At 65.4% G+C, this 19,840-nt stretch carries 18 protein-coding genes and 1 tRNA gene; 12 read left to right on the plus strand and 7 right to left on the minus strand.

Features of this window, described 5'->3' with window-relative positions; genetic code table 11:
* Positions 1-179: 179 nt before the first annotated feature.
* Complete coding sequence (locus QM019_RS10960) at positions 180-1,016, minus strand: NADPH-dependent oxidoreductase (RefSeq protein WP_282853018.1); 837 nt, start codon at positions 1,014-1,016, stop codon at positions 180-182.
* A 62-nt stretch (positions 1,017-1,078) separates the two neighbouring features.
* Entirely contained in the window at positions 1,079-1,654 is a 576-nt protein-coding gene (locus QM019_RS10965) for a DNA-3-methyladenine glycosylase (protein WP_282853019.1), read from the minus strand.
* A gap of 94 nt (positions 1,655-1,748) precedes the next feature.
* On the opposite strand from QM019_RS10965, the gene QM019_RS10970 reads away from it, so the two are divergent.
* Positions 1,749-1,825 (plus strand) — tRNA-Pro (locus QM019_RS10970).
* Positions 1,826-1,864: 39 nt separating this feature from the next.
* On the opposite strand, the gene QM019_RS10975 is transcribed toward QM019_RS10970, so the two are convergent.
* Complete coding sequence (locus tag QM019_RS10975) at positions 1,865-3,307, minus strand: HNH endonuclease signature motif containing protein (RefSeq protein WP_282853020.1); 1,443 nt, start codon at positions 3,305-3,307, stop codon at positions 1,865-1,867.
* Between the two features lie 193 nt (positions 3,308-3,500).
* Positions 3,501-4,619 carry an FUSC family protein gene (locus QM019_RS10980; protein WP_282853021.1) on the minus strand — a complete coding sequence of 373 codons (1,119 nt, stop codon included), beginning with the start codon at positions 4,617-4,619 and terminating at the stop codon, positions 3,501-3,503.
* Positions 4,620-5,134: 515 nt separating this feature from the next.
* On the opposite strand from QM019_RS10980, the gene QM019_RS10985 reads away from it, so the two are divergent.
* The 5 genes from QM019_RS10985 to QM019_RS11005 all read left to right on the plus strand — a co-directional run bounded on the left by QM019_RS10985 (position 5,135) and on the right by QM019_RS11005 (position 11,230).
* Complete coding sequence (locus QM019_RS10985) at positions 5,135-6,454, plus strand: quaternary amine ABC transporter ATP-binding protein (RefSeq protein WP_282853022.1); 1,320 nt, start codon at positions 5,135-5,137, stop codon at positions 6,452-6,454.
* Positions 6,451-8,175, plus strand: coding sequence for an ABC transporter permease/substrate binding protein (locus tag QM019_RS10990; protein WP_125106464.1), 1,725 nt, complete (start codon positions 6,451-6,453; stop codon positions 8,173-8,175). Before QM019_RS10985 ends, QM019_RS10990 begins: the two co-directional genes overlap by 4 nt.
* 215 nt (positions 8,176-8,390) lie before the next feature.
* Positions 8,391-9,758: a trigger factor gene (tig, locus tag QM019_RS10995; protein WP_282853024.1), complete on the plus strand. Its 1,368-nt coding sequence runs from the start codon at positions 8,391-8,393 to the stop codon at positions 9,756-9,758.
* Between the two features lie 166 nt (positions 9,759-9,924).
* Entirely contained in the window at positions 9,925-10,542 is a 618-nt protein-coding gene (locus QM019_RS11000; RefSeq protein WP_125107407.1) for an ATP-dependent Clp protease proteolytic subunit, read from the plus strand.
* A gap of 61 nt (positions 10,543-10,603) precedes the next feature.
* Positions 10,604-11,230: an ATP-dependent Clp protease proteolytic subunit gene (locus QM019_RS11005; protein WP_193127904.1), complete on the plus strand. Its 627-nt coding sequence runs from the start codon at positions 10,604-10,606 to the stop codon at positions 11,228-11,230.
* 47 nt (positions 11,231-11,277) lie between these two features.
* Here QM019_RS11005 and QM019_RS11010 read toward each other — a convergent pair whose 3' ends face one another.
* Positions 11,278-11,517, minus strand: coding sequence for a hypothetical protein (locus tag QM019_RS11010; RefSeq protein WP_282853026.1), 240 nt, complete (start codon positions 11,515-11,517; stop codon positions 11,278-11,280).
* A 71-nt stretch (positions 11,518-11,588) separates the two neighbouring features.
* Positions 11,589-12,464, minus strand: coding sequence for a DUF1684 domain-containing protein (locus QM019_RS11015; protein ID WP_282853027.1), 876 nt, complete (start codon positions 12,462-12,464; stop codon positions 11,589-11,591).
* Positions 12,465-13,041: 577 nt separating this feature from the next.
* Here QM019_RS11015 and clpX point away from each other — a divergent pair.
* The 6 genes from clpX (at position 13,042) to QM019_RS11045 (ending at position 17,727) form a co-directional block, all read left to right on the plus strand.
* Positions 13,042-14,331: an ATP-dependent Clp protease ATP-binding subunit ClpX gene (gene clpX / locus QM019_RS11020; RefSeq protein WP_282853028.1), complete on the plus strand. Its 1,290-nt coding sequence runs from the start codon at positions 13,042-13,044 to the stop codon at positions 14,329-14,331.
* A gap of 86 nt (positions 14,332-14,417) precedes the next feature.
* Positions 14,418-15,056 (plus strand): hypothetical protein, encoded by a 639-nt coding sequence (locus QM019_RS11025; RefSeq protein ID WP_282853030.1) that lies wholly within the window; start codon positions 14,418-14,420, stop codon positions 15,054-15,056.
* Positions 15,057-15,232: 176 nt separating this feature from the next.
* The gene (locus tag QM019_RS11030) at positions 15,233-15,856 is read left to right on the plus strand and encodes a hypothetical protein (protein ID WP_282853033.1); all 624 of its coding nucleotides are present in this window, start codon (positions 15,233-15,235) and stop codon (positions 15,854-15,856) included.
* Positions 15,857-15,898: 42 nt separating this feature from the next.
* Positions 15,899-16,528 (plus strand): hypothetical protein, encoded by a 630-nt coding sequence (locus tag QM019_RS11035; RefSeq protein WP_282853034.1) that lies wholly within the window; start codon positions 15,899-15,901, stop codon positions 16,526-16,528.
* A gap of 29 nt (positions 16,529-16,557) precedes the next feature.
* Positions 16,558-17,172, plus strand: coding sequence for a hypothetical protein (locus tag QM019_RS11040; RefSeq protein ID WP_282853035.1), 615 nt, complete (start codon positions 16,558-16,560; stop codon positions 17,170-17,172).
* 18 nt (positions 17,173-17,190) lie between these two features.
* A complete protein-coding gene (locus tag QM019_RS11045; protein WP_282853036.1) occupies positions 17,191-17,727 on the plus strand; it encodes a hypothetical protein in 537 nt (178 codons plus the stop codon).
* Between the two features lie 251 nt (positions 17,728-17,978).
* On the opposite strand, the gene QM019_RS11050 is transcribed toward QM019_RS11045, so the two are convergent.
* Positions 17,979-19,840 (minus strand): M3 family metallopeptidase (locus tag QM019_RS11050; RefSeq protein ID WP_282853037.1); only part of this gene is annotated, 1,862 nt, incomplete at its 5' end.

The following is a 19,840-nucleotide window of genomic DNA, read 5'->3' on the forward strand; positions in this document are numbered from 1 at the left end:
CGTGCGGGGTTCGATTCCCGTCATCCCCTCCATCCGCAGCTTCGCTGCGTCTGTCGGGTCTTCGGGAATCTTCAGAACCCGGGAACCGGCTTCGCCGGCGCCCGCCGCGCGACGCGATGCGTCGCTTCATCGGCGTGCGGGGTTCGATCCCCGTCATCCCCTCACTAATGGCGTCGCCGCTACTGCGACGTGAGGCCCTGCTCGCCGAGCCAGTCGCGCATCCGCTCGCGGCCGTAGAGGCCCTTCACGTTGCCGATGCGGCGCTCGAGCGTGCGGGCCCAGCTGTAGTCGGGCTTGTCGTAGTTCGCGAAGTAGTCAGCGAGACGCGTCTCGTACTCGGCCGACGCATCCGACCAGGCATCCGCGTCATACGTCTCTTCGTGCAGCACGGCCGACTGTGGGAGGCGGGGCTTCGTGCTTGCCGCCTCGTCGGGGTCGGGCACGCCGATCGCGAGTCCGACAATCGGGAACACGTGCTCGGGCAGCCCGAGCTCCTCGACCACGCCGGGCGGGTTGTTGCGGATCGACCCGACGAACACCCCGCCGAGGCCGAGCGACTCGGCGGCGAGTAACGCGTTCTGCCCGCTGATGCCGGCGTCGACGAACGAGACGAGCGTGTTCTCGAGGTACTTCACGGTCTCGACCTCGGAGCCACGCTGCTGCGCGATCTGCACTGCGCGGTGGTAGTCCGCGACCCAGACGAGGAACACGGCGGCGTGCTCGACGTACGAGCGCCCTCCGATGGCCTCAGACACCCGACGTTTGCGGGCCTCGTCGCGGATCGCGATGATGCTCCACGTCTGCAGGTTCGACGACACCGAGCCCGACTGTGCCGCGGCGACGATGAGACGCAGCTGCGCATCCGAGATCTCGCCGGGGAGGAACTCGCGCACCGACCGGTGGGCGAGCTGCAGATCGATCGTCTCAGTGCCGTCGGCGACGGGCGAATCGAGGTCGGCGCGGTAGCGCTCACTGACGAGCTGTTCGGTAGTGCGGGTGGTGTTCGCAGTGGTCATGCGTGCTCCTGATAGGCGTGCGTCGATCGTAACCAAGGGGCGCAGCGATGCTCACGAATGTGTCATTTGCGCGAAACATCCGGATATCCGGCGAGATAGAAGCGACGGGGTGTCTCCGCCGCCTTGCTGATGCCGATGCGCGTGGTGACGACGATGTCGCTGGCTGGGCGCTCGGGCTCGCGCTCAAGCTGCAGCGGCGGCAAGGCGAGGTCGTGGCCCGTCAGCGAGAGGTCGATGCCGAGGGCGGCGCAGACCTTGCCGGGTCCGTTCGTGAGTTGGCGGCGCGGCGTGCCTCGGCGCGCGAGCATCACGTCTTCGCCCTCGAGCGGTTCGACGGCGCGGATGAGGAGGCCGGCGCCGTGCCCGGCCTCGCCTGCGACGACGTTGAGGCAGTGGTGGATGCCGTAGCTGAGGTAAACGTACGCGTGGCCGGCCGCTAGGAACATCGCGGCGTTGCGTGCGGTGGGGCCGCGGTGAGTGTGGCTGGCGGGATCTTCCTCGTCGTAGGCCTCCACCTCGACGATGCGCGCGCGAAGGATGCTCCCGTCGAGTTCGCGGACGACGTTGCAGCCGAGCAATCGGGGCGCAGCGACCTCAACGGGCGCGCGAAGCCAGTCCCAGGTGCCGTTGTTACTCACCACTTCAGGCTACCGAGCGCGTTGGTGAACACTCTTGGGGCGTGGTAACTTCGTGAGGCTGATCTCTTCGGGGATCACACGTGTGGAAACACATCGGGATGTGGCGCAGCTTGGTAGCGCGCCTGCTTTGGGAGCAGGATGTCGCAGGTTCAAATCCTGTCATCCCGACCATTTTCGCTGGAGCCGTCATTCGGGCAGAGTCCTTCTCCGTCAGAAGGGCGCCGGGTCTTCGACCGGCTCGAAGACCGGGCCGACGCGCGCCGGTTGGACGGTAATGGGGTCGCCGAACGGCGGGATCCATTCCATGTCGCCATTGCCCTTGTGCCGGCATCTCCACGGCTTCTGATGTTTCAGCGTGTGGTGGCGCACGCAGAGGTGTGCCATGTTGCCGACGCTGGTATTTCCTCCGGCGGCCCATGGGTGCGTGTGATCTAGTTCGCTTTGAGTCGCTGATCTGCGGCAGCCCGGGAAGATGCACGTTTGGTCGCGAGCTTGCAGGAACCTTCGCATCTCGGCGGTCGGTTTTCGTGTGTCGACGGTGAGTGCGTGCCCGGTGATCGGGTCGGTGAGGAGCCGATGGAAGCAGGATGCCGTGCCCGCGAATTCGCGGGCCTCCGCCATGCTCATCGGGTTCATGCCGTTGATGGTGGCGACATCGCGCGGTGCGTCGGGGTTGCGCAGCGACATGACCGGGATGAGGATGCTCACGTTGGCGGTAATGCGGGCCGCGCCCTCGGTGTGGGACTCGAGGATGCTCTGCGGCGTCGCAGTGAGGATCGTCTCGATGAACAGGTCGGCCCGTATCTGGTCGAGCGTCCGGGGATCCTCGACGAACTCGGCGTCGGCAGAAGACAGAGCAGTGCCGGTGTCCGCAGCCTCGCGCACTCGCTGACGGTGCGCTTTCGCGTCGTCGCGGTGCTCGTCGCGCAGCACGATTGCCTGTCTCGTGAGCAGGTCGTAGAGTGCATGCGCCTCGCCGGTGCGGACGGTCGCGGTGATGACCGTCATGCCGAAGTCGACGTCTTCGATTGTCACGCGGCGCTCGGCGTATTCGCGCTCGCAGGTTTCCTCGAACTCCGCCGCGCCGAGCTCAGCGGCGAGCTTCTTCGCGAAGGTCTCGGTTTGCCCGACAGTTGCGGTGCGAGCGAAGTCGAGGACGCGCTCCGAGTACTCGTCGCGACGGTCTTCGGGAACCTTGTTTGCGTGGCGCAGGAGCGCTCCGGCATGCTGCATCGTCACTTCGACGGCTTGCAGGGGCTCGCACCAGTTGCCGAATTCAGTCGTCAACCGGTGCGCGTCATAGGCGCGATTGATGAGCGCGACGTCGGACAGGTTCGTCGGCACCCCAAAGCTTGCGAGCACCGATCGCAGGTTGAGGCGCAATTGCTCGTCGTAGTTCGCGACATAGCTGCGCCCCTCGGTTTGCCAGGTCGTGCGCAGTTCCGCGCCCTCGTACGCCTTCGCAAGAATGAGTGTCATCGCGAACTCGCCGGCCTTCACTGCCTTGAACACACCGACGAATGTGCCGGTCATGTCGCTGAACAGTTCGTTCAGCCCGTCGGTCTCAGGCTCGGGTGTGGTGCCGTCGGGTCGGTGCTTCTTTGCACGGCGAGGCAGCTCGGGGGAGTCATCGTCGGGTGTCGTTGCGGTCATCGGGCGTCACCTCCTCGAAGGTGCGTCAATGGGGAACCGTTGTAGCAAGTATATACGCATATGCGAGATATTGAAAGCGAACATATGTTCTAATTCTGTCGGAGCGGATGTTCGACGTTCCGACCATCCGCGAGTCATCCCTAACTCAACTTCACTCTCGCACGACCCTCCGACATGCGCGGAAACCAGCCGACTAACCCCGCCTCCGCCGTCGCACAACCCACGGAACCAACACGACAACAACGCCGATCAGCGAGCCAATCACCGTCTCAATGAACCGGTCGTACACGAGCCCAGTCGCGTGCACCGACCCACCGCTCCCAACCGTCGCCAGCGCGATCGACACGAGCGCCAGGGGAGTGACGAACACCTGCCCGAGCACGTACGAGCGCAACACGAACAGCTCGGTCAGCCCTTGCAGCAGCGCGATCACGAGAATCAGTGCCCACACCGGCAGTGCCAGCCAGAGAATCAGCGCGGTGCCAAACAAGCCAAGAAACGTGCCAATAATGCGGTGAAAACCGCGATTCACCGCATGTTTGGTCGTGTGGCCGGCGAGCGGCACGACCGCCGCCAACTGCGCCCAGTAGGTGTGGTCGATGTTCCACGGCTGGCTCAACGACAGCGAGACGCACCCGGCCGCGCCCGCGGCGACGAAGTTGAGCCCAGCATCCGTGAAATACGTAGCATGCGGCCGACCAACGAACGTCGCCTCCCGTGGCCAGACGATCGGCTGGCGGAAGCGCCGTCCGAGCAACCGCGACGACACCCCCATCAACACGGCCCAGACGATCACCACGAACGTCGCGAGCGCGGCCTCCCACAGCATCGGCTGCTGCGGCACGGCAACCACCGCGCCAAATGCGAACACGTTGAAGATCGCACCGCCGGGCCGCAGCTGCCAGTACTGCGCCACGAGCGCGCTCAACGCGGCCATGACCGAGGTGCACGCCACGGCGATCCAGGCTTCCCCGGGCATCCCATCGAACAGCCGCGCCATGATCGTCGCCGACATCAGCGTCGCGAACATGAGCACGCCGGCGCGCAGCTGCATGCGCAGCCGTGGCCCGTGCGCAAGGTTGCGCCCGTAGATGCCAGGAAACGTGCCGAACGACACGAACACGACGAGATCCAGGCGGTCGGTCAGCAGCAGCACCAACAGCGGCACGAGCACGGTAATCGTGCACCGTATCGCAACCTCGTGGTCTCGATTCGCGGGGCCGACCCGCAACACCGAAGTGAACGGATTCACCTCAGCCCAGGCACTGTCTGGCGTCCGCTCGGGATCCTGTCCGGCCTTCGGCGACGTCATCCGCGCGGCTCCCTTCGGTTCGTGCGATCGGCGGCCTCGGGCACGCATCTCCGTGATGCGCCCTGCGGCAACGGCACCGAGGCGAGCCAACTGACGTGACCATCGCGCTCGCACCACAACCCCGCAGAATTGGGGCCAGGCAGCACGAAGAATTAACGTCTTGATAACGATACCCCCGCACGCGCAACTCGCTTGTAAGCGCAAGGATCCAACGGCCATGGACGCGCGCGACAACCCCGCGAAACCGGCCGATCCGCGCTTCCCGGCGGCTGTTGGAAACAGCCAAGTCGGTAGTATTGCTTTGCTATTGAGCCGTGATTCGGGCGCACCCCCGCCCAAATTGCGCCGCGGTGAGCTCTGCGCTCCCGCGCCATTTGCGGTGAAACCCGCCGAGTTTGAGACGTGATGTCATCGCTCGGCGATGTGAGCCACCGTACCGAATCAAGTGGATGCCCGAGAGCATCCCTCGTGTGCGATTTGCGTGCGCGGCGACGACTAACCCAAAAGGAGCGTTCGTGCCAGACACAGCCATCTCGGTTGAGCACCTGTACAAGGTGTTCGGCAGGCAGCCTAAGGAGGCTGTAGAGCGTCTTAAGCAGGGCGCCACTCGCGATGATCTCGCGCCTGCCTCAACGGCAGCCGTGATCGACGCGAGTTTTGATGTGAAACCGGGCGAGATCTTCGTCGTCATGGGGCTGTCGGGTTCCGGAAAGTCGACGCTTATCCGGATGCTCAACGGCCTCAACCCGACGACGTCCGGCTCGGTAAAGGTGCGCGGTCAGGAAATCGTCGGGGCGAATCCGGCGACGATTCGCAAGATCCGCCGTGAGCACATCTCGATGGTCTTCCAGCACTTCGCGCTCTTCCCGCACCGCACGGTGCTCGAAAACGTCGCTTTCGGCCTCGAGGTCCAGGAAGTGCCGAAGGACAAGCGCGAGGCACAGGCCCGCAAGGTGCTTGAGACCGTCGGCCTCGACCAGTGGGCTAACTCGTTCCCGAACGAGCTCTCTGGCGGTATGCAGCAGCGCGTCGGCATCGCCCGCGCCCTGTGTGCCGAGACCGAGATCCTGCTCATGGACGAGGCCTTCAGCGCGCTCGACCCGCTGATCCGTCGCGAAATGCAGGAGGAGCTCGTCGACCTGCAGCAGCAGCTCGGCAAGACCATCGTCTTCATCACCCACGACCTCAACGAGGCCATGTTCCTCGGCGACCGTATCGCCGTGATGCGCGCGGGTGAGATCGTGCAGATAGGTACCCCCGAGGAGATCCTCACAAGCCCGGCGAACGACTACGTCGAGCAGTTCGTGCAGGATGTCGACCGCTCGCGCGTGCTCACCGCCTCGGCGGTTATGCAGCCGGCCCTCGCGGTCGTGCCGCTCAGCGTCGGCGTCAACGGCGTCGCGAAGGTCATGCGCGACATGCAGGTGTCGGGCGTGTTCCTCGTCGAGCGCAACAAGCTCGTCGGTGGCGTCACCGAGGCGCAGATCGGCCGCGCGCGTCGCCGCGGGGATGTGCACCTCTCCGACATCGTCGACCGCGAGATTCCGCGCGTGAAGCCCGACGACATCCTGAGCGACCTGTTCGAGGCGTCGGTTGACACCTCGATGCCGTTGCCCGTCGTCGACGAGCGCGAGCGCATCCTCGGCATTGTGCCTCGCGTTGCGCTGCTGAGCTCGATGACGACGAACACCGGCACGCTCGACCTGCCGCAGAGTGCGGCCCTCACCGACCCGCAGCTGCCGGTCGTGCCCGAGGGAGCAACCGCTGAGACCGCCGCGGAGGCGATTGCCACCGAAGCATCGAGCACCGAGCCCGGAGAGGAGGCCACCCGATGAGCGAACCGTTCTGGCGCGCACCATTCGGCACGTGGATCGAAATCGCAGTTGACTGGATTGTCCAGGTCTTCGGCGGCTTCTTCGACGTCGTCCGAGTCGTACTTGAGTTCTTCTACGACGCACTCAACACGTTCTTTAACTGGCCCCCGTTCTGGGTGATGATCATCCTCATTGCGGCCTTCGCCTTCATGATGAAGGGTTGGAAACTCGCGGTCGGGTCGATCATCGGCCTGTTCTTCATCTACTTTGTCGACCAGTGGGGCAACGCGATGTCGACGCTGTCGCTCGTGCTCGTCGCGAGTGTGCTGGCGCTGATCATCGCGATCCCGGTCGGTATTTGGGCCGCGAAGTCCGCGAGAGCCTCCTCGGTCATCCGACCGGTGCTCGACTTCCTCCAGACCATGCCCGCCATGGTCTACCTGATCCCGGCGCTGATCCTCTTCGGCGTTGGCCCGGTTCCCGGCATTTTCGCGACCGTGCTGTTCGCGGTCGCGCCGGGTGTGCGCATGACCGAGCTCGGTATTCGCGGCGTCGACAAGGAAATGGTTGAGGCTGGCTACGCGTTCGGCGCGACGCCTGGTCGCATCCTGCGCCAGGTGCAGCTGCCCCTCGCCATGCCGTCGATCATGGCCGGTGTGAACCAGGTCATCATGCTCTCGCTGTCGATGGTCGTCATCGCCGGTATGGTCGGCGCGGGTGGCCTCGGTCAGCAGGTCACCTCGTCGCTCGGTACTGCGGATGTGGCGCTCGGCTTCGAGGCCGGCATGTCGGTCGTGATCCTCGCGATGATCCTGGACCGCATCACCGGCTCGATCGGCAAGTCGCGCTTCAGCGGTCTGTGGGGCAAGATCGTCGCCATCGCCGTCATCGTCGCGGTGGTCGTCGCCAACCTCATCCCGAGCCCCGCGGAGGGCTCCGGCCCCGACAACGGGGACGAAGCCGAGGTCACCATTGGTGTCTTCACCGGTTGGCCCGAGGGTGAGGCCGTCAGCGAGCTGTGGAAGGCGATCCTCGAGGAGAAGGGCTACACCGTCAACCTCGAGTACGTCGACGCCGTCGCCGGGTACATCGGCCTCTCGCAGGGCCGCTACGACCTCCTGCTCGACACCTGGCTGCCGATCACGCACGCCCAGTACATCGAGGAATACGGCGACCAGATCACGCAGCTCGGCGCGTGGAACGACGAGGCCGTGCTCACCTTCGCGGTGAACGCGGATGCGCCGATCGATTCGATCGACGAGCTCGCCGACCACGCTGACGAGTTCGGCAACACCATTTACGGCATCGAGCCGGGTGCGGGCCTCACGGCGGCCACGAAGGACAACGTGATCCCGACCTACGGCCTCGAGGGCATGGAATACATCACCTCGTCGACGCCGGCGATGCTCGCCGAACTCGACTCGGCGATGTCGTCGGGCGAGAACATCGTCGTCACGCTGTGGCGTCCGCACTGGGCCTACGACGAGTACGACATCAAGGATCTCGAGGACCCGGAGGGCACCCTCGGCGAGACGGAGTCGATCTACAGCTTCAGCTCACAAGAGTTCGGGGACACCCACCCGAACGTGACGCAGTGGATCACCGACTTCAAGATGGACTCGGAGACGCTCTACTCGCTCGAGAACGCGATGTTTAACGAGTACGACGGCAACGACTACGGTCCGATCGTCGAAGAGTGGATCAGCGAGAATCAGGACTACGTCAACGGCTTGACTGAGTAATCCTGACCTCGACCAGGCGGATGCGGTGGTTGCGCTCGAGCGCGGCCACCGCATCCGTCTTTTCCGGCAGAAAGGGAAATTCGGGCAGTTTCATCTGCGGCGCGTAGTATTAGACGCTGTTTGTGTGCCGCAACGTGACTCGACTTCGGGTTCGGCGCCATCACCATGCTCTGGCCGCTCGATCGGCCCCCACCTATCCGCAGGAGAATTCGCACGTGAAGACCACGGTCGACAAGATCAACCCGACCCATGCCAAGCTCACGATCAACGTGACGCCGGAGGACTTCAAGCCTTACCTTGACGGGGCATACCGGGCCATCGCGAACCAGGTTCAGATTCCAGGCTTCCGCAAGGGCAAGGTGCCGAACCAGATCATCGACCAGCGCGTCGGCCGCGAGGTCGTCGTCGACCAGGCGATCAACGATGGTCTCGACACCTTCTACCAGCGCGCGCTCAACGAGTCGGGTCTGCTGCCGCTTGGCCGCCCCGAGGCCGACGTCACCGAGACCCCTGACCTCAAGGACTTCTCGGGCGACCTCATCGTCACCGTTGAGGTCGACGTGCGCCCCGAGGTTGAGCTCGGCGAGTACAAGGGCCTCAAGATCGAGGTCGACGCCGCTGAGGTCACCGACGAGGACGTCGAGGCAGAGCTCACCACTCTGCGCGAGCGATTCGGCACCCTGAAGACCGTTGACCGCCCGATCGAGAACGGCGACTTCGCCATCATCGACCTCGTCGCGAAGATCGACGACGAGATCGTCGACGAGGCCACCGGCCTGTCGCACGAGGTTGGCTCGGGCGAGCTGCTCGAGGGCACCGACGAGGCGCTCCTGACCCTCACTGCCGGTGAGGACACCACCTTCAACTCGACCCTCCTCGGCGGCGACCGCGCCGGCGAGACCGCCGAGATCTCGGTGACCGTGACTTCGGTCAAGGAGCGCGAGCTCCCCGAGGTGGACGACGACTTTGCTCAGCTTGCGAGCGAGTTCGACACCGTCGACGAGCTGCGCGACGACCTGCGCGAGCAGGCCGCGAAGAAGAAGACCTTCGCCCAGGTTGAGCAGGCCCGCGCGAAGGCCATCGACGCGCTCATCGAGTCGACGGAGGTGCCTGTTCCCGAGCAGATGATCGAGGAAGAGGTGGCCCGCCACCTCGAGTCCGAGGGTCTCCAGCCCGACGACAAGCACGGCGAAGAGGTGCGCGAGTCGGCCCAGAAGTCGTTCCAGCAGCAGGTGATTCTCGACGAGATCATCAAGGCCGAGTCGGTCGAGGTTGAGCAGAACGAGTTCACCGAGTTCCTGTTCCAGCAGGCGTCGCAGTACGGCATGGCCCCGCAGCAGTACGTCGAGGTGCTTCAGCAGAACAACCAGATGCCGCAGATCATCGGCGAGGTTGCCCGCTCGAAGGCGATCCTCTACGTGCTCGAGGACGCCGAGGTCGTTGACACCGCCGGCAACGCGGTCGACATCTCGGAGTACACCGCCGTCGTGAAGCAGGCTCGCGAGAAGCAGGCCGAGGCTGAAACCGAAACCGAGGCTGACGCCGAGGTCGAAACCGTCGAGGCTGCTGACGAGAGCAAGTAGTTCGCACGCGTGCGCCGGGTCGGTCATTGTGACCGGCCCGGCGCCGTCGTTTCCGGCTGCGGATGCTCGTCCACGCCCACGGCGAACAGGTGCGAATCCTCAAGGTCCCCTCGGCTAGGTTTTTCAGGAGACCTACGAAGGAGAAGCATCCGTGGCTGAACTGCAAATGCCGAATAGTGTCTTCGACCGACTCCTGAAGGACCGCATCATCTGGTTGGGCGAAGACGTTCGAGACGACAACGCGAACGAAATTTGCGCAAAGATGCTGCTGCTTTCGGCGGAAGACCCGGAGCGCGACATCTACCTCTACATCAACTCGCCCGGTGGCTCGGTCACCGCGGGCATGGCGATCTACGACACCATGCAGCTCGTGCCGAATGACGTCGTCACGGTCGGCCTGGGTATGGCCGCGTCGATGGGTCAGCTGCTGCTGACCGCGGGTGCCGAGGGTAAGCGCTACATCACCCCGAACACCCGTGTGCTGCTGCACCAGCCGCTCGGCGGCTTCGGCGGCACCTCGTCAGACATCCAGCGCCAGGCGCAGCTGATTCTTGACATGAAGCAGCGCCTCGCCGAGATCACGGCGAAGCGCACCGGCAAGACCGTCGAACAGATCAACGAAGACGGTGACCGCGACCGCTGGTTCACCGCAGAAGAGGCCCTCGAGTACGGCTTCGTCGACCACATCTCCGAGACGGCCACCTCGGTCGTCGGCGGTGGCGGCACCGACCGTCGCATCTCGAGCGACCCGGGCGAAGCCTCGAAGCCGGGCGACGAGAACTAGGCGCGAAGGAAGAAGGACTACCAAAGTGTTCAATTACCCCGCATCCGGCGCAGCCGACAACATGCCGAGCTCGCGCTACATCCTGCCGAACTTCGAGGAGCGCACGGCCTACGGTTTCAAGCGCCAGGACCCATACGCCAAGCTCTTCGAGGACCGCATCGTGTTCCTCGGCGTGCAGATCGACGACGCCTCGGCCGATGACGTCATGGCCCAGCTGCTCGTGCTCGAGTCGCAGGACCCTGACCGCGACATCACGATGTACATCAACTCGCCCGGTGGCTCGTTCACGGCCATGACCGCAATCTACGACACCATGCAGTACATCCGCCCCGAGGTACAGACCGTCTGCCTCGGACAGGCAGCCTCGGCCGCCGCCGTGCTGCTCGCCGCCGGTCAGCCGGGCAAGCGCCTTGCGCTGCCGAACGCGCGCGTGCTCATCCACCAGCCCGCCGTGAGCGGCCAGGGCCAGGGTCAGGCCTCCGACATCGAGATTCAGGCCAACGAGGTGCTGCGCATGCGCAAGTGGCTCGAAGAGGCGCTCTCGAAGCACTCGGGCAAAGACCAGGAGTCGATCTCGAGCGACATCGAGCGCGACAAGATCCTTTCGGCGCACGAGGCCCTTGAGTACGGCCTCATCGACCAGGTGCTGACGAGCCGCAAGGGCGCGCAGCCGGTCATCGTCGACTAGTTCGGCACCGCGGCAACCGCACTCACGATCGCCTCACTGTCTCGGCGCTACCTCAGCGCCCGTGACAGTGGGGCGATCGTTGCTTTCAAGGTGGCCGCGCGAGGCACGCGGTCAGCGCGAGGGCGAGGCCACCCGCAGATGCTGAGCACCTGCGACGCCAGGCCGGCCGCGACCGCCTTCGCGCCGTGCCGCAGGTAGATCGCGGCGCCCCAGTTCGCGGCGGCCATGCGCGCTGATGATGCCGGCGCCACCGGCGCGACGAAGGCAATGACGGAGGAATCGAGCACCGTGGCGAAGCCCGCGCCGAGGCAGGCGTCGAACGTCAGGCGGTCGGCACCCGGTGCCGAGTGCGCTAGTGCTAGTTGGCGGGAGCGGCGTCGACGAGTTCGAGGCCGATCTCAGTCGGTGCGGCGTGGTTGCGCTCGAGCGGTGTCCGCTCGCCGGCCTCGACCGCAAAGTCGAGGCGGTTCTCGGCGGGCGGCAGTGGGCAGGTCGCCAGGTCGGTGTAGGCGCAGGGCAGGTTGCTCGCGCGGTTGAAGTCGAGCTGGGTGTGGCCGTCGGCGTCGGGTGCGCCCACTGCGAGCGAGCGCAGCGCACCGTAGGTGGTCACGCCGCTCGTCGCATCCTTGAACAGCACGAGCAAGCCGTCGTCGCGGCCCGGGAACGCGAGCAGGCGGTGCGTCTCGCCATCGACGGTGAACTCGAGCTCTCCCGGGGAGTCGTAGACGTGCTGAATCGTATCGACGGCACCGTCCACCGTGACGGGCCGGGGCTCGTCGAATGGCAGGAAGGTCGCGTCGAGGCGCCATTGCGCGTCGGGCTCGAAGGCCGGGGTCTGGGTGTAGGTGTCGAGGAAGCTCGCGTCGTCGCGGCGTGGGCGGATGATGTCGAAGCCGCCACGCTTGGCGACCTCGATCCAGCCGCCATCGAAGCGCACGAGCACGCCGCCGCGCTCGGGAATCGGGGCGAACTCGTACTCGCCGGTGATCTGCTCGCCGTCGAGGTCGAGCCACTCGCCCTGGGCGAGGGAGACCCGCACGACGTCGTCGATTGAGGTCCAGGCGCCGGGCGCATCCGACGCCGAGATGGGCTCCTCGCCAAGCCAGAGCAGGCTCGTGATCGCGAGGAAGCCCTTCGGGTCGCGCAGGTGCTGCTCGCGGCTCGCGCGCCACTCGCGCCAGTCGTTCGCGAAGGCCGTCTCGTCGCTCGGTGCCGTCGGCGTGGTCTGCGTCATCGTCGTGCTCCTGCCTTGTCGGCCGCGGGTGGGTGTGCAGCGGCCGGAACTAGGGCCAGTATGCGCCGGGCGGCCGCCGGAATTCGCACCCGGCGAGCGCCCGACGTCACGATGCGTCACGCTCGGTAATTCGCGCGGGCGCCACTCCGCTTCGCGCGATGGGCAGGAGGCGCGGGGGAGCGACAGTGCGATGGCGACGCAGTCGGCGGCCAAGAGCTCTGACCACCTGGCTTACGTGGGCTCGTTCCCGAGCGACTTCGTCGACTTCCCGAATTAGACAGGGCAGCTCTCATATTGGCTTACGTCGGGTGGTCACCGTGGCCCGTACCACCGGCACCGGACAGGGTGGAACATCGCAGGGAACGAGCATCCAAAGCAGCATGCTGCTCGGCATCGCTGGCTTGCAGTGGGCGGGCACCGCGATCCTCCGGCGCAGGCTCGGCCTCGACCCATCCACGTACGTCCAGGTGCTTCGGCGCAGTTTGCTCGCGGTAGGCGAACGTAACCTGGCGTGCGTCGCTCTCGGCATTGTCGGGTGGTCGCGTTAGGCTGGGTCGCACCGCGTTGGGAGGAACTCATGGCACGAATCGGTGAGAGCAGCGACCTGCTCAAGTGTTCGTTCTGCGGAAAAAGCCAGAAGCAGGTCAAGCAACTCATTGCTGGCCCTGGCGTCTATATCTGCGACGAATGCGTTGAACTGTGCAACGAGATCATCCGCGAGCGGATGAGCGAAGAAGTTGGCGAGGAGGTCTCGGAGCTCGAGCTGCCGAAGCCGCGCGACATCTTCGAGTTCCTGCAGCAGTACGTCGTTGGTCAGGAAGCCGCGAAGCGCGCCTTGTCGGTGGCGGTCTACAACCACTACAAGCGCATCCGTTCGCGCAGCGAGATCGCTGCGGTCGACGAGCAGCAGTCCGACGAGCACGTCGAGATCGCGAAGTCGAACATTTTGCTCATCGGCCCCACGGGCACCGGTAAGACCTATCTGGCGCAGTCGCTCGCGCGCCGCCTCAACGTGCCGTTCGCGGTCGCCGACGCGACCTCGCTGACCGAGGCCGGCTACGTGGGCGAGGACGTCGAGAACATCCTGCTCAAGCTGCTGCAGGCGGCCGACTACGACGTCAAGCGTGCCGAGACCGGCATCGTCTACATCGACGAGATCGACAAGATTGCACGCAAGGCCGAGAATCCTTCGATCACGCGCGACGTTTCGGGCGAGGGCGTGCAGCAGGCGCTGCTCAAGATCCTCGAGGGCACGACCGCCTCGGTGCCGCCGCAGGGAGGCCGCAAGCACCCGCAGCAAGAGTTCATCGAGCTCGACACCACGAACGTGCTGTTCATCTGCGCCGGCGCGTTCGCTGGGCTTGAAGACATCATCTCGTCGCGCGCCGGTAAGAAGGGCATCGGCTTCGGCTCGCCCCTGCACACGCCGCACATCACCGAGGACGTCTTCTCTGACGTGCAACCGGAAGATCTCCACAAGTTCGGGCTCATCCCCGAGTTCATCGGCCGACTCCCGGTGCTCACGACCGTCGAACCCCTCGACGAGGACGCGCTCGTGCGCATCCTCACCGAGCCCCGCAACGCGCTCGTGCGCCAGTACAAGCGCATGTTCGAGATCGACGACGTCGAGCTTGAGTTCACCGAAGAGGCGCTGAGCGAGATCGCGACGCTCGCGGTCGAGCGTAAGACCGGCGCGCGCGGCCTGCGCGCGATCCTCGAAGAGGTGCTCGGGCCGATCATGTTCGACATTCCTTCGCGTGAAGACGTCGGCGCGGTCGAGATCACGGCCGATGTGGTGCGCAAGAACGCGGCGCCGACCATCGTGCCGAAGCCGCCGAAGGCCGTTCCGAACGAGAAGTCGGCGTAGCCGGCACGACGAGGGGCGCGCGCAGCGACTGAGCGGCCAGGTAGAATTTGTCGCACCTGTTCGGCAATCCGCCTGGAGCTCCACTCATGCCGCTTCGCCAGCGTTCCGTAGCCACCGCCCTGCTGGGGGCGGCGGTGCTGTGTGCCGTGGGCTCGCTGCTCGTTGGCTGCACCGAGACAGGCGGCACTCCGAGTAGCTCGGCGTCGCCGTCGGCTCAGACGCTCGACGAGCCGAACACCGAGCCACCGATGAACACGAGCGAGTTTGGTGGCGAGGCCGCGCCCGCGCCAACCGACGGCTCCGAGGTAGTCGTGCCGACGCAGTCGGCCGACGACGGACCGCGCGCATCCGAACTCACCACTCTCGAGGTGGGCGACGAAGACTACAGCGACCTCGATTGGCGTGTCTCCTGCTCTGGCCTCGACGCGAACCCGACGATCATCGCCTCGGCAACCGACGGCGACCTGCACCTCACGCTGGTGTTGCTCAGTTCGTCGCCCACCTCGCTGAGTTCGCTCATGCTGTCCTCGGGCGAAGCCGGCGGCAGCTCGCACACGAACACCGGCCTCACGGTGAACCCCGGCGCAGGTCAGGGCAGTGGCTCGCTCGACGTCGAATCATCGACGCTGTCGTCGACCGGGCGTGGTCTCGAGTTTGGCCCCGACGCCGCAGGCACGAATGCCGATACGATCTATTCGTTCTCGGTAACCTGCGCATCGGCATAGCTGCCGACGCCGATGGTTGGCGGTCGCCTCCGCCCACAGGCCGACGACACAAGAACGACGAGTCGGTAACTTGGCTTTCGTGGCAATCACTGCCACGAGTTACCCCCTGAAAGGACGTCACCGTGCCTCGGAACGACCGACTTCTGCAAAGTTTGTTTGCTGCCGCGATGATCCCGATGGCCGCTCTCGGCCTCACGGCCTGCGCGCCTTCCAGTTCTCCCGAAGCGGGCGACAACGATTCGTCGAGCAGTAATGAGGCGGGCTCGACGCGCCCCGCCCCACCGTTTTCCTGGGGCGAGGATTCGGCCACGACCGAACCGGAGGGCACCCCGTCGCCCATCGAACCGCCGCCCACGTTGGACGGTCCCGACGCAACTCAGGACGCCCCGGAGGCCACGACCGACACTGGCGGCTCGGGCAACTCCGGTGGTTCGGGCGGTTCGAGCAGCGGCAACGTCGTCAAGTACGGCGACGTCGACCTCTCTGACAAGGACTGGGACGTCTCGTGCACCGACGACTACGCCAATGGCTACGTCTTTGATGGGCAGGATGGCGACGACTACCACAGCGTCTCAGTCTCGCTCAACGCCGACGGCTCGGTCGATTACGTCATGATCGACTCTGACACCAACTACTCGCTCTACTACTCGGACGGCGTCACCGGTTACCCGGAGCTTGCCGCCACCGCGAGCTACACTCCGGGCGTTGAAATGCAGGCGAGCGGAACCGGTACGGTCGACTACGAGTTCACGGAGTACGAGGACTTCGAGATCACGCTCGTGTGTGACTCGTCGTTCTAACCAACAAGTAACCTGAAGAGATTCCTAGGAGAGGTGCACGCAATGCGAGCGAACCTGCGACACGCGAGCGGTGCCATCGCCGCGCTGGCCGCGATGACCCTGCTCGTCGGCTGCTCGACCTCGAACACCGATTCGCCCGAGGCCGACGCGAACCGACCGGAGTCGGACGGCAGCAACATGCCCTTCAATCTGACGGCAAGCGGCGGCGGCAGCACGACGCCCGACACCGGGCCCACCGAGACCACCGGCAGCGACTCGGGCTCGAGTAGCGACTCTGGCTCGGGCAGCGATTCGGGCAGTTCGGGTGGCTCTGGCGGTGGCGACGGCACCTCGGTCGTGAAGTACGGCGACGTCGACCTGTCGGACTCGAACTGGACGGTCACGTGCATGGATGACTACCTCATGGCGAGCGACATCGAGGGCGATGACTACTCCGCCGACAACAACAGCGTCAGCGTTTCGCTCGACAGCGACGGCAATGTCGATTACGTCATGGTGGTGCCGGTGGAAGGTTCCTCGCTCTATTACTCGAGCGATCTGTCTGAGAGCGACCCGCCCAAGGTGTCGTTCGAGGGCATGGACTTTGAGGTGAGCGGCGAGGCGTTCCTCGACTACGACACCTCGAACCTCGCGCAGTTCGAGATCAAGCTCACCTGCGACTCGAAGCTCTAGTCGACACAACGAGGTACTTGGGAGGGCCAGTGACTTCACGAACGCGACGCGCGCTGACGTCCGTCGGCGGGATTTCGGCGGCCCTCATGGCACTGATGGCGTGCTCGCAGCCTGGTGGCAGCGATCCCGAGCCCGAACGCCCGGAGTCCGACGGAAGTAACCTCCCGTTTGCGCTGCCCGGTAATGACGAGCCCGACCCGACGCCGACGCCGACGACCGAGCCCGATCCGACGCCGAGCAGCACCTCGGGCGGCGGAAGTGGCGATAGCGACGGCGCTGACAGCATCAAGCTTGACGGCGAAGACGTGACGGGCACCTCGTGGCAGGTCACCTGCTCGCCCGACGCGACCGGCACCTACCGCGTTACCGCGTCGAACGACGACGGCGGGTACATCTTCGTGCTCGTCGATGGCGAGGGGAAGTTCGAGCGCTTCGAGTACGCGCCTGACGACGGTACCTCGACAGTGCGGTACTGGTACTGGGTCAACGAGCACGAGGGTGAATCGACTGCCCTCGAAACGTCGGGGCCCGACTTCAAGGATGGCAAGGTGACGATCACCGGCCAGACGTACGAGTACGACGATTTCGACTACGCCACGCCCGTCAGCTACGACGTCACGCTCACCTGCGACACCACGGACTAGCGAAGACGGGGGTACGGCATGCGAGGCAAGCTTGGCAATGGGGTAGGCACGGTCGCGGCGGTCAGTGCGGTCATGCTGTTGACCGCCGGCTGCGCGCCACAGAGCAGCGCGAAGGCCGACATCGACCCTGCCGACGGCAACTGGTACCAGGTCGGTGTCGACTTCACCTCGGCGTGGGGCGAGGTTGTGACCTGGGACGGTGGGCCCGACCTGAGCGGGATGGACTGGGATGTCGACTGCCAGCCGAACGAGTACTACGCGGTCTACGCCTACGGCAACGTGAACTCAGCTGAGGAACCATACATTGCAATTCGTATCGACACCGACGGCACGGTTCAGCAGCTGCAGGCCACCCCGAGCAGTACGTCGTACGACAATTTCCTCTGGTATTCGTCAGCCGAGAAGTCGAACATGCCGTCCAATGTCGACCCGGGGAAGGTCGTGTTCGAAGGCAATGGCGTGCGTGTCTCGGGTCAGGCCTTCCAGTACTCCGACTTCGACTACGCGACTCCGCTTAACTACGAGATCCGATTGACCCGCGACTCGCAGGGCTAGCAGTCAGCAGAACTGCAATGCGAGACGACAGGCAACGCTGAAGGAACGCCGCAGCGGCGTCCGCACGCCTGCTCATCACGACCGGATGCGCGACCTCGAGCAACGCGGGCGGCACGGGCGCCGATATCGACCCAGCAGTTGCGAACGAGCCGTACGTCGGCATTCCCGTTGGGGCAAGCGTTCCAGCACCTCGACTACGACCACGAGACCGCGATCGATGTTGAGCTTCGGCTCACCCGCGATGTCTGGGACTAGACGTCCTCACCCTCGAGCAGCGCCCGGCGACGCAGCAGCGGTGCGATGCTCGGCTCCTCGCCGAGGAAGTCACGCACCATCGTGAGTTCGTCGCGCGAACCACCCGGTTGCAAAACGGCCTCGCGGAAACGGCGACCGGTGGCCGCCAGGTCGTCGGAGCGTTCGAACACGTCGACCGAGGCCGCGTCGAACACCTCCGACCAGAGGTAGCCGTAGTACGAGGCCGCGTAGCCGCCGCCGAAGATGTGCTGGAAGTATGTGATCGAGTATCGAGGGGGTACCGCGGTGAAGTCGAGCCCCGCGTCGGCGAGCACGCGCTGCTCGAACTCGGCCAGGTCGCTGACATTCGCGGCCTCGTCGGGCGAGAGCTGGTGGAGCGCATGGTCGAGGGTGCTCGCGGCCACGTTCTCGGCGGTGAGGAAACCCTGGTTGAAGGTCGCGGCGGCCCGAAGCTTGGCCGCGACCGCTTCCGGCAGCGCCTCGCCCGTCTCGTAATGCTGGGCGTACCCGGGCAGGATCTCGGGGTGGAGCAGCCACGACTCATTGACCTGGCTCGGGAACTCGACGAAGTCGCGCTTCACCTCGGTGCCCGACTGCGCCGGGTATACCGTGTGGGCGAGCAGCCCGTGCAGCGCGTGGCCGAACTCGTGGAAGAGCGTTTCGACCTCGTCGAAGGTGAGCAGCGTCGGCGCACCCGCCGGCGGCTTCGTGACGTTGAGGATGTTGAACACGACGGTCTTGTGCCCGAACAGCTCGTTCTGCTGCAGGTAGGTCGACATCCAGGCGCCGCCGCGCTTCACGTCGCGGGCGTAGAGATCGACGATGTAGAGCCCGAGGCCGCTGCCATCTTGGTCGAACACCTCGAAGACGCGCGCGTCGGGGTGGTGCGCCACGAGGTCCTCGCGTTCACTGAACGTGATGCCGTAGAGCAGGTTGGCGGCCCGGAACACCCCCTGCTCGAGCACCCGACCGGCCTCGAAGTACGGGCGCAGGGCGGTCTCGTCAACGTCAAAGTCGCGCTCGCGCACCTGTTCGGCGTAGAACGCCCAGTCCCACGGCTCGATCGGGGTGTCGCCAGCGAGTTCTTGGAGCTTCGCCTGCTCGCGCTCGACGCTCGGGGCTACAGCGCGTCCGAGACGCGCGAGGCGCTCGTTCACCGCATCCTTCGACCCTGCGGTCGAGTCGACGAGCCGGAGGTCGGCGTAGGTGTCGAAGCCGAGCAGGGTCGCCTTCTCGGCCCGTAGCTGCAGCAGCTCGCGCACAATCGCCGAGTTGTTGTTGCCGTTGTCGCGCGCACCTCGGCTGCGCGAGGCACGGTAGATGCGCTCGCGCAGGGCCCGGTTGGTGAGCTTCGCGAGCCAAGCGTGCCCGACCGGCAGCGTCAACGTGATGCGGTACTTGCCCTCGAGCCCGGCCGCGGTCGCGGCCTCGAGCGCCGAGGCCTTGTCGGCCGGGTCGAGGCCGTCGAGCTCGGACTCGTCGTCGACGACGACCGCGAGCTCGTTCGTGTCGGCGAGCAGCTGTCGCACGAACTGCGACTGCAGGCGGGCCTCGCGCTGGTTGAGCTCCGCGAGACGCTCCTTGTCGGCATCGCTGAGGGTGGCGCCGGCGAGGCGGAATCGCAGCTCGTAGTCCTCGACCAGCTTGAGCTGGTCGTCGCGCAGCCCAAGCGCGTCGCGCTGCTCGTAAATTGACCGCACGCGCTCGGAGAGCGCGCTGTTCAGGTGAATTCGGTCTTCATGTGCGGCGAACTTGGGGGCGTACTCCTCTTCGAGCGCCTCGATCTCGGGTGTGGCGTCGGACGACGCGAGGGCGAACAGCACCGAACCCACGCGCCAGAGTAGTTCGCCCGAGGCCT

This window comes from Gulosibacter sediminis (assembly GCF_030011715.1).
In the GTDB taxonomy this organism is placed as follows: Bacteria; Actinomycetota; Actinomycetes; order Actinomycetales; family Microbacteriaceae; genus Gulosibacter; species Gulosibacter sediminis.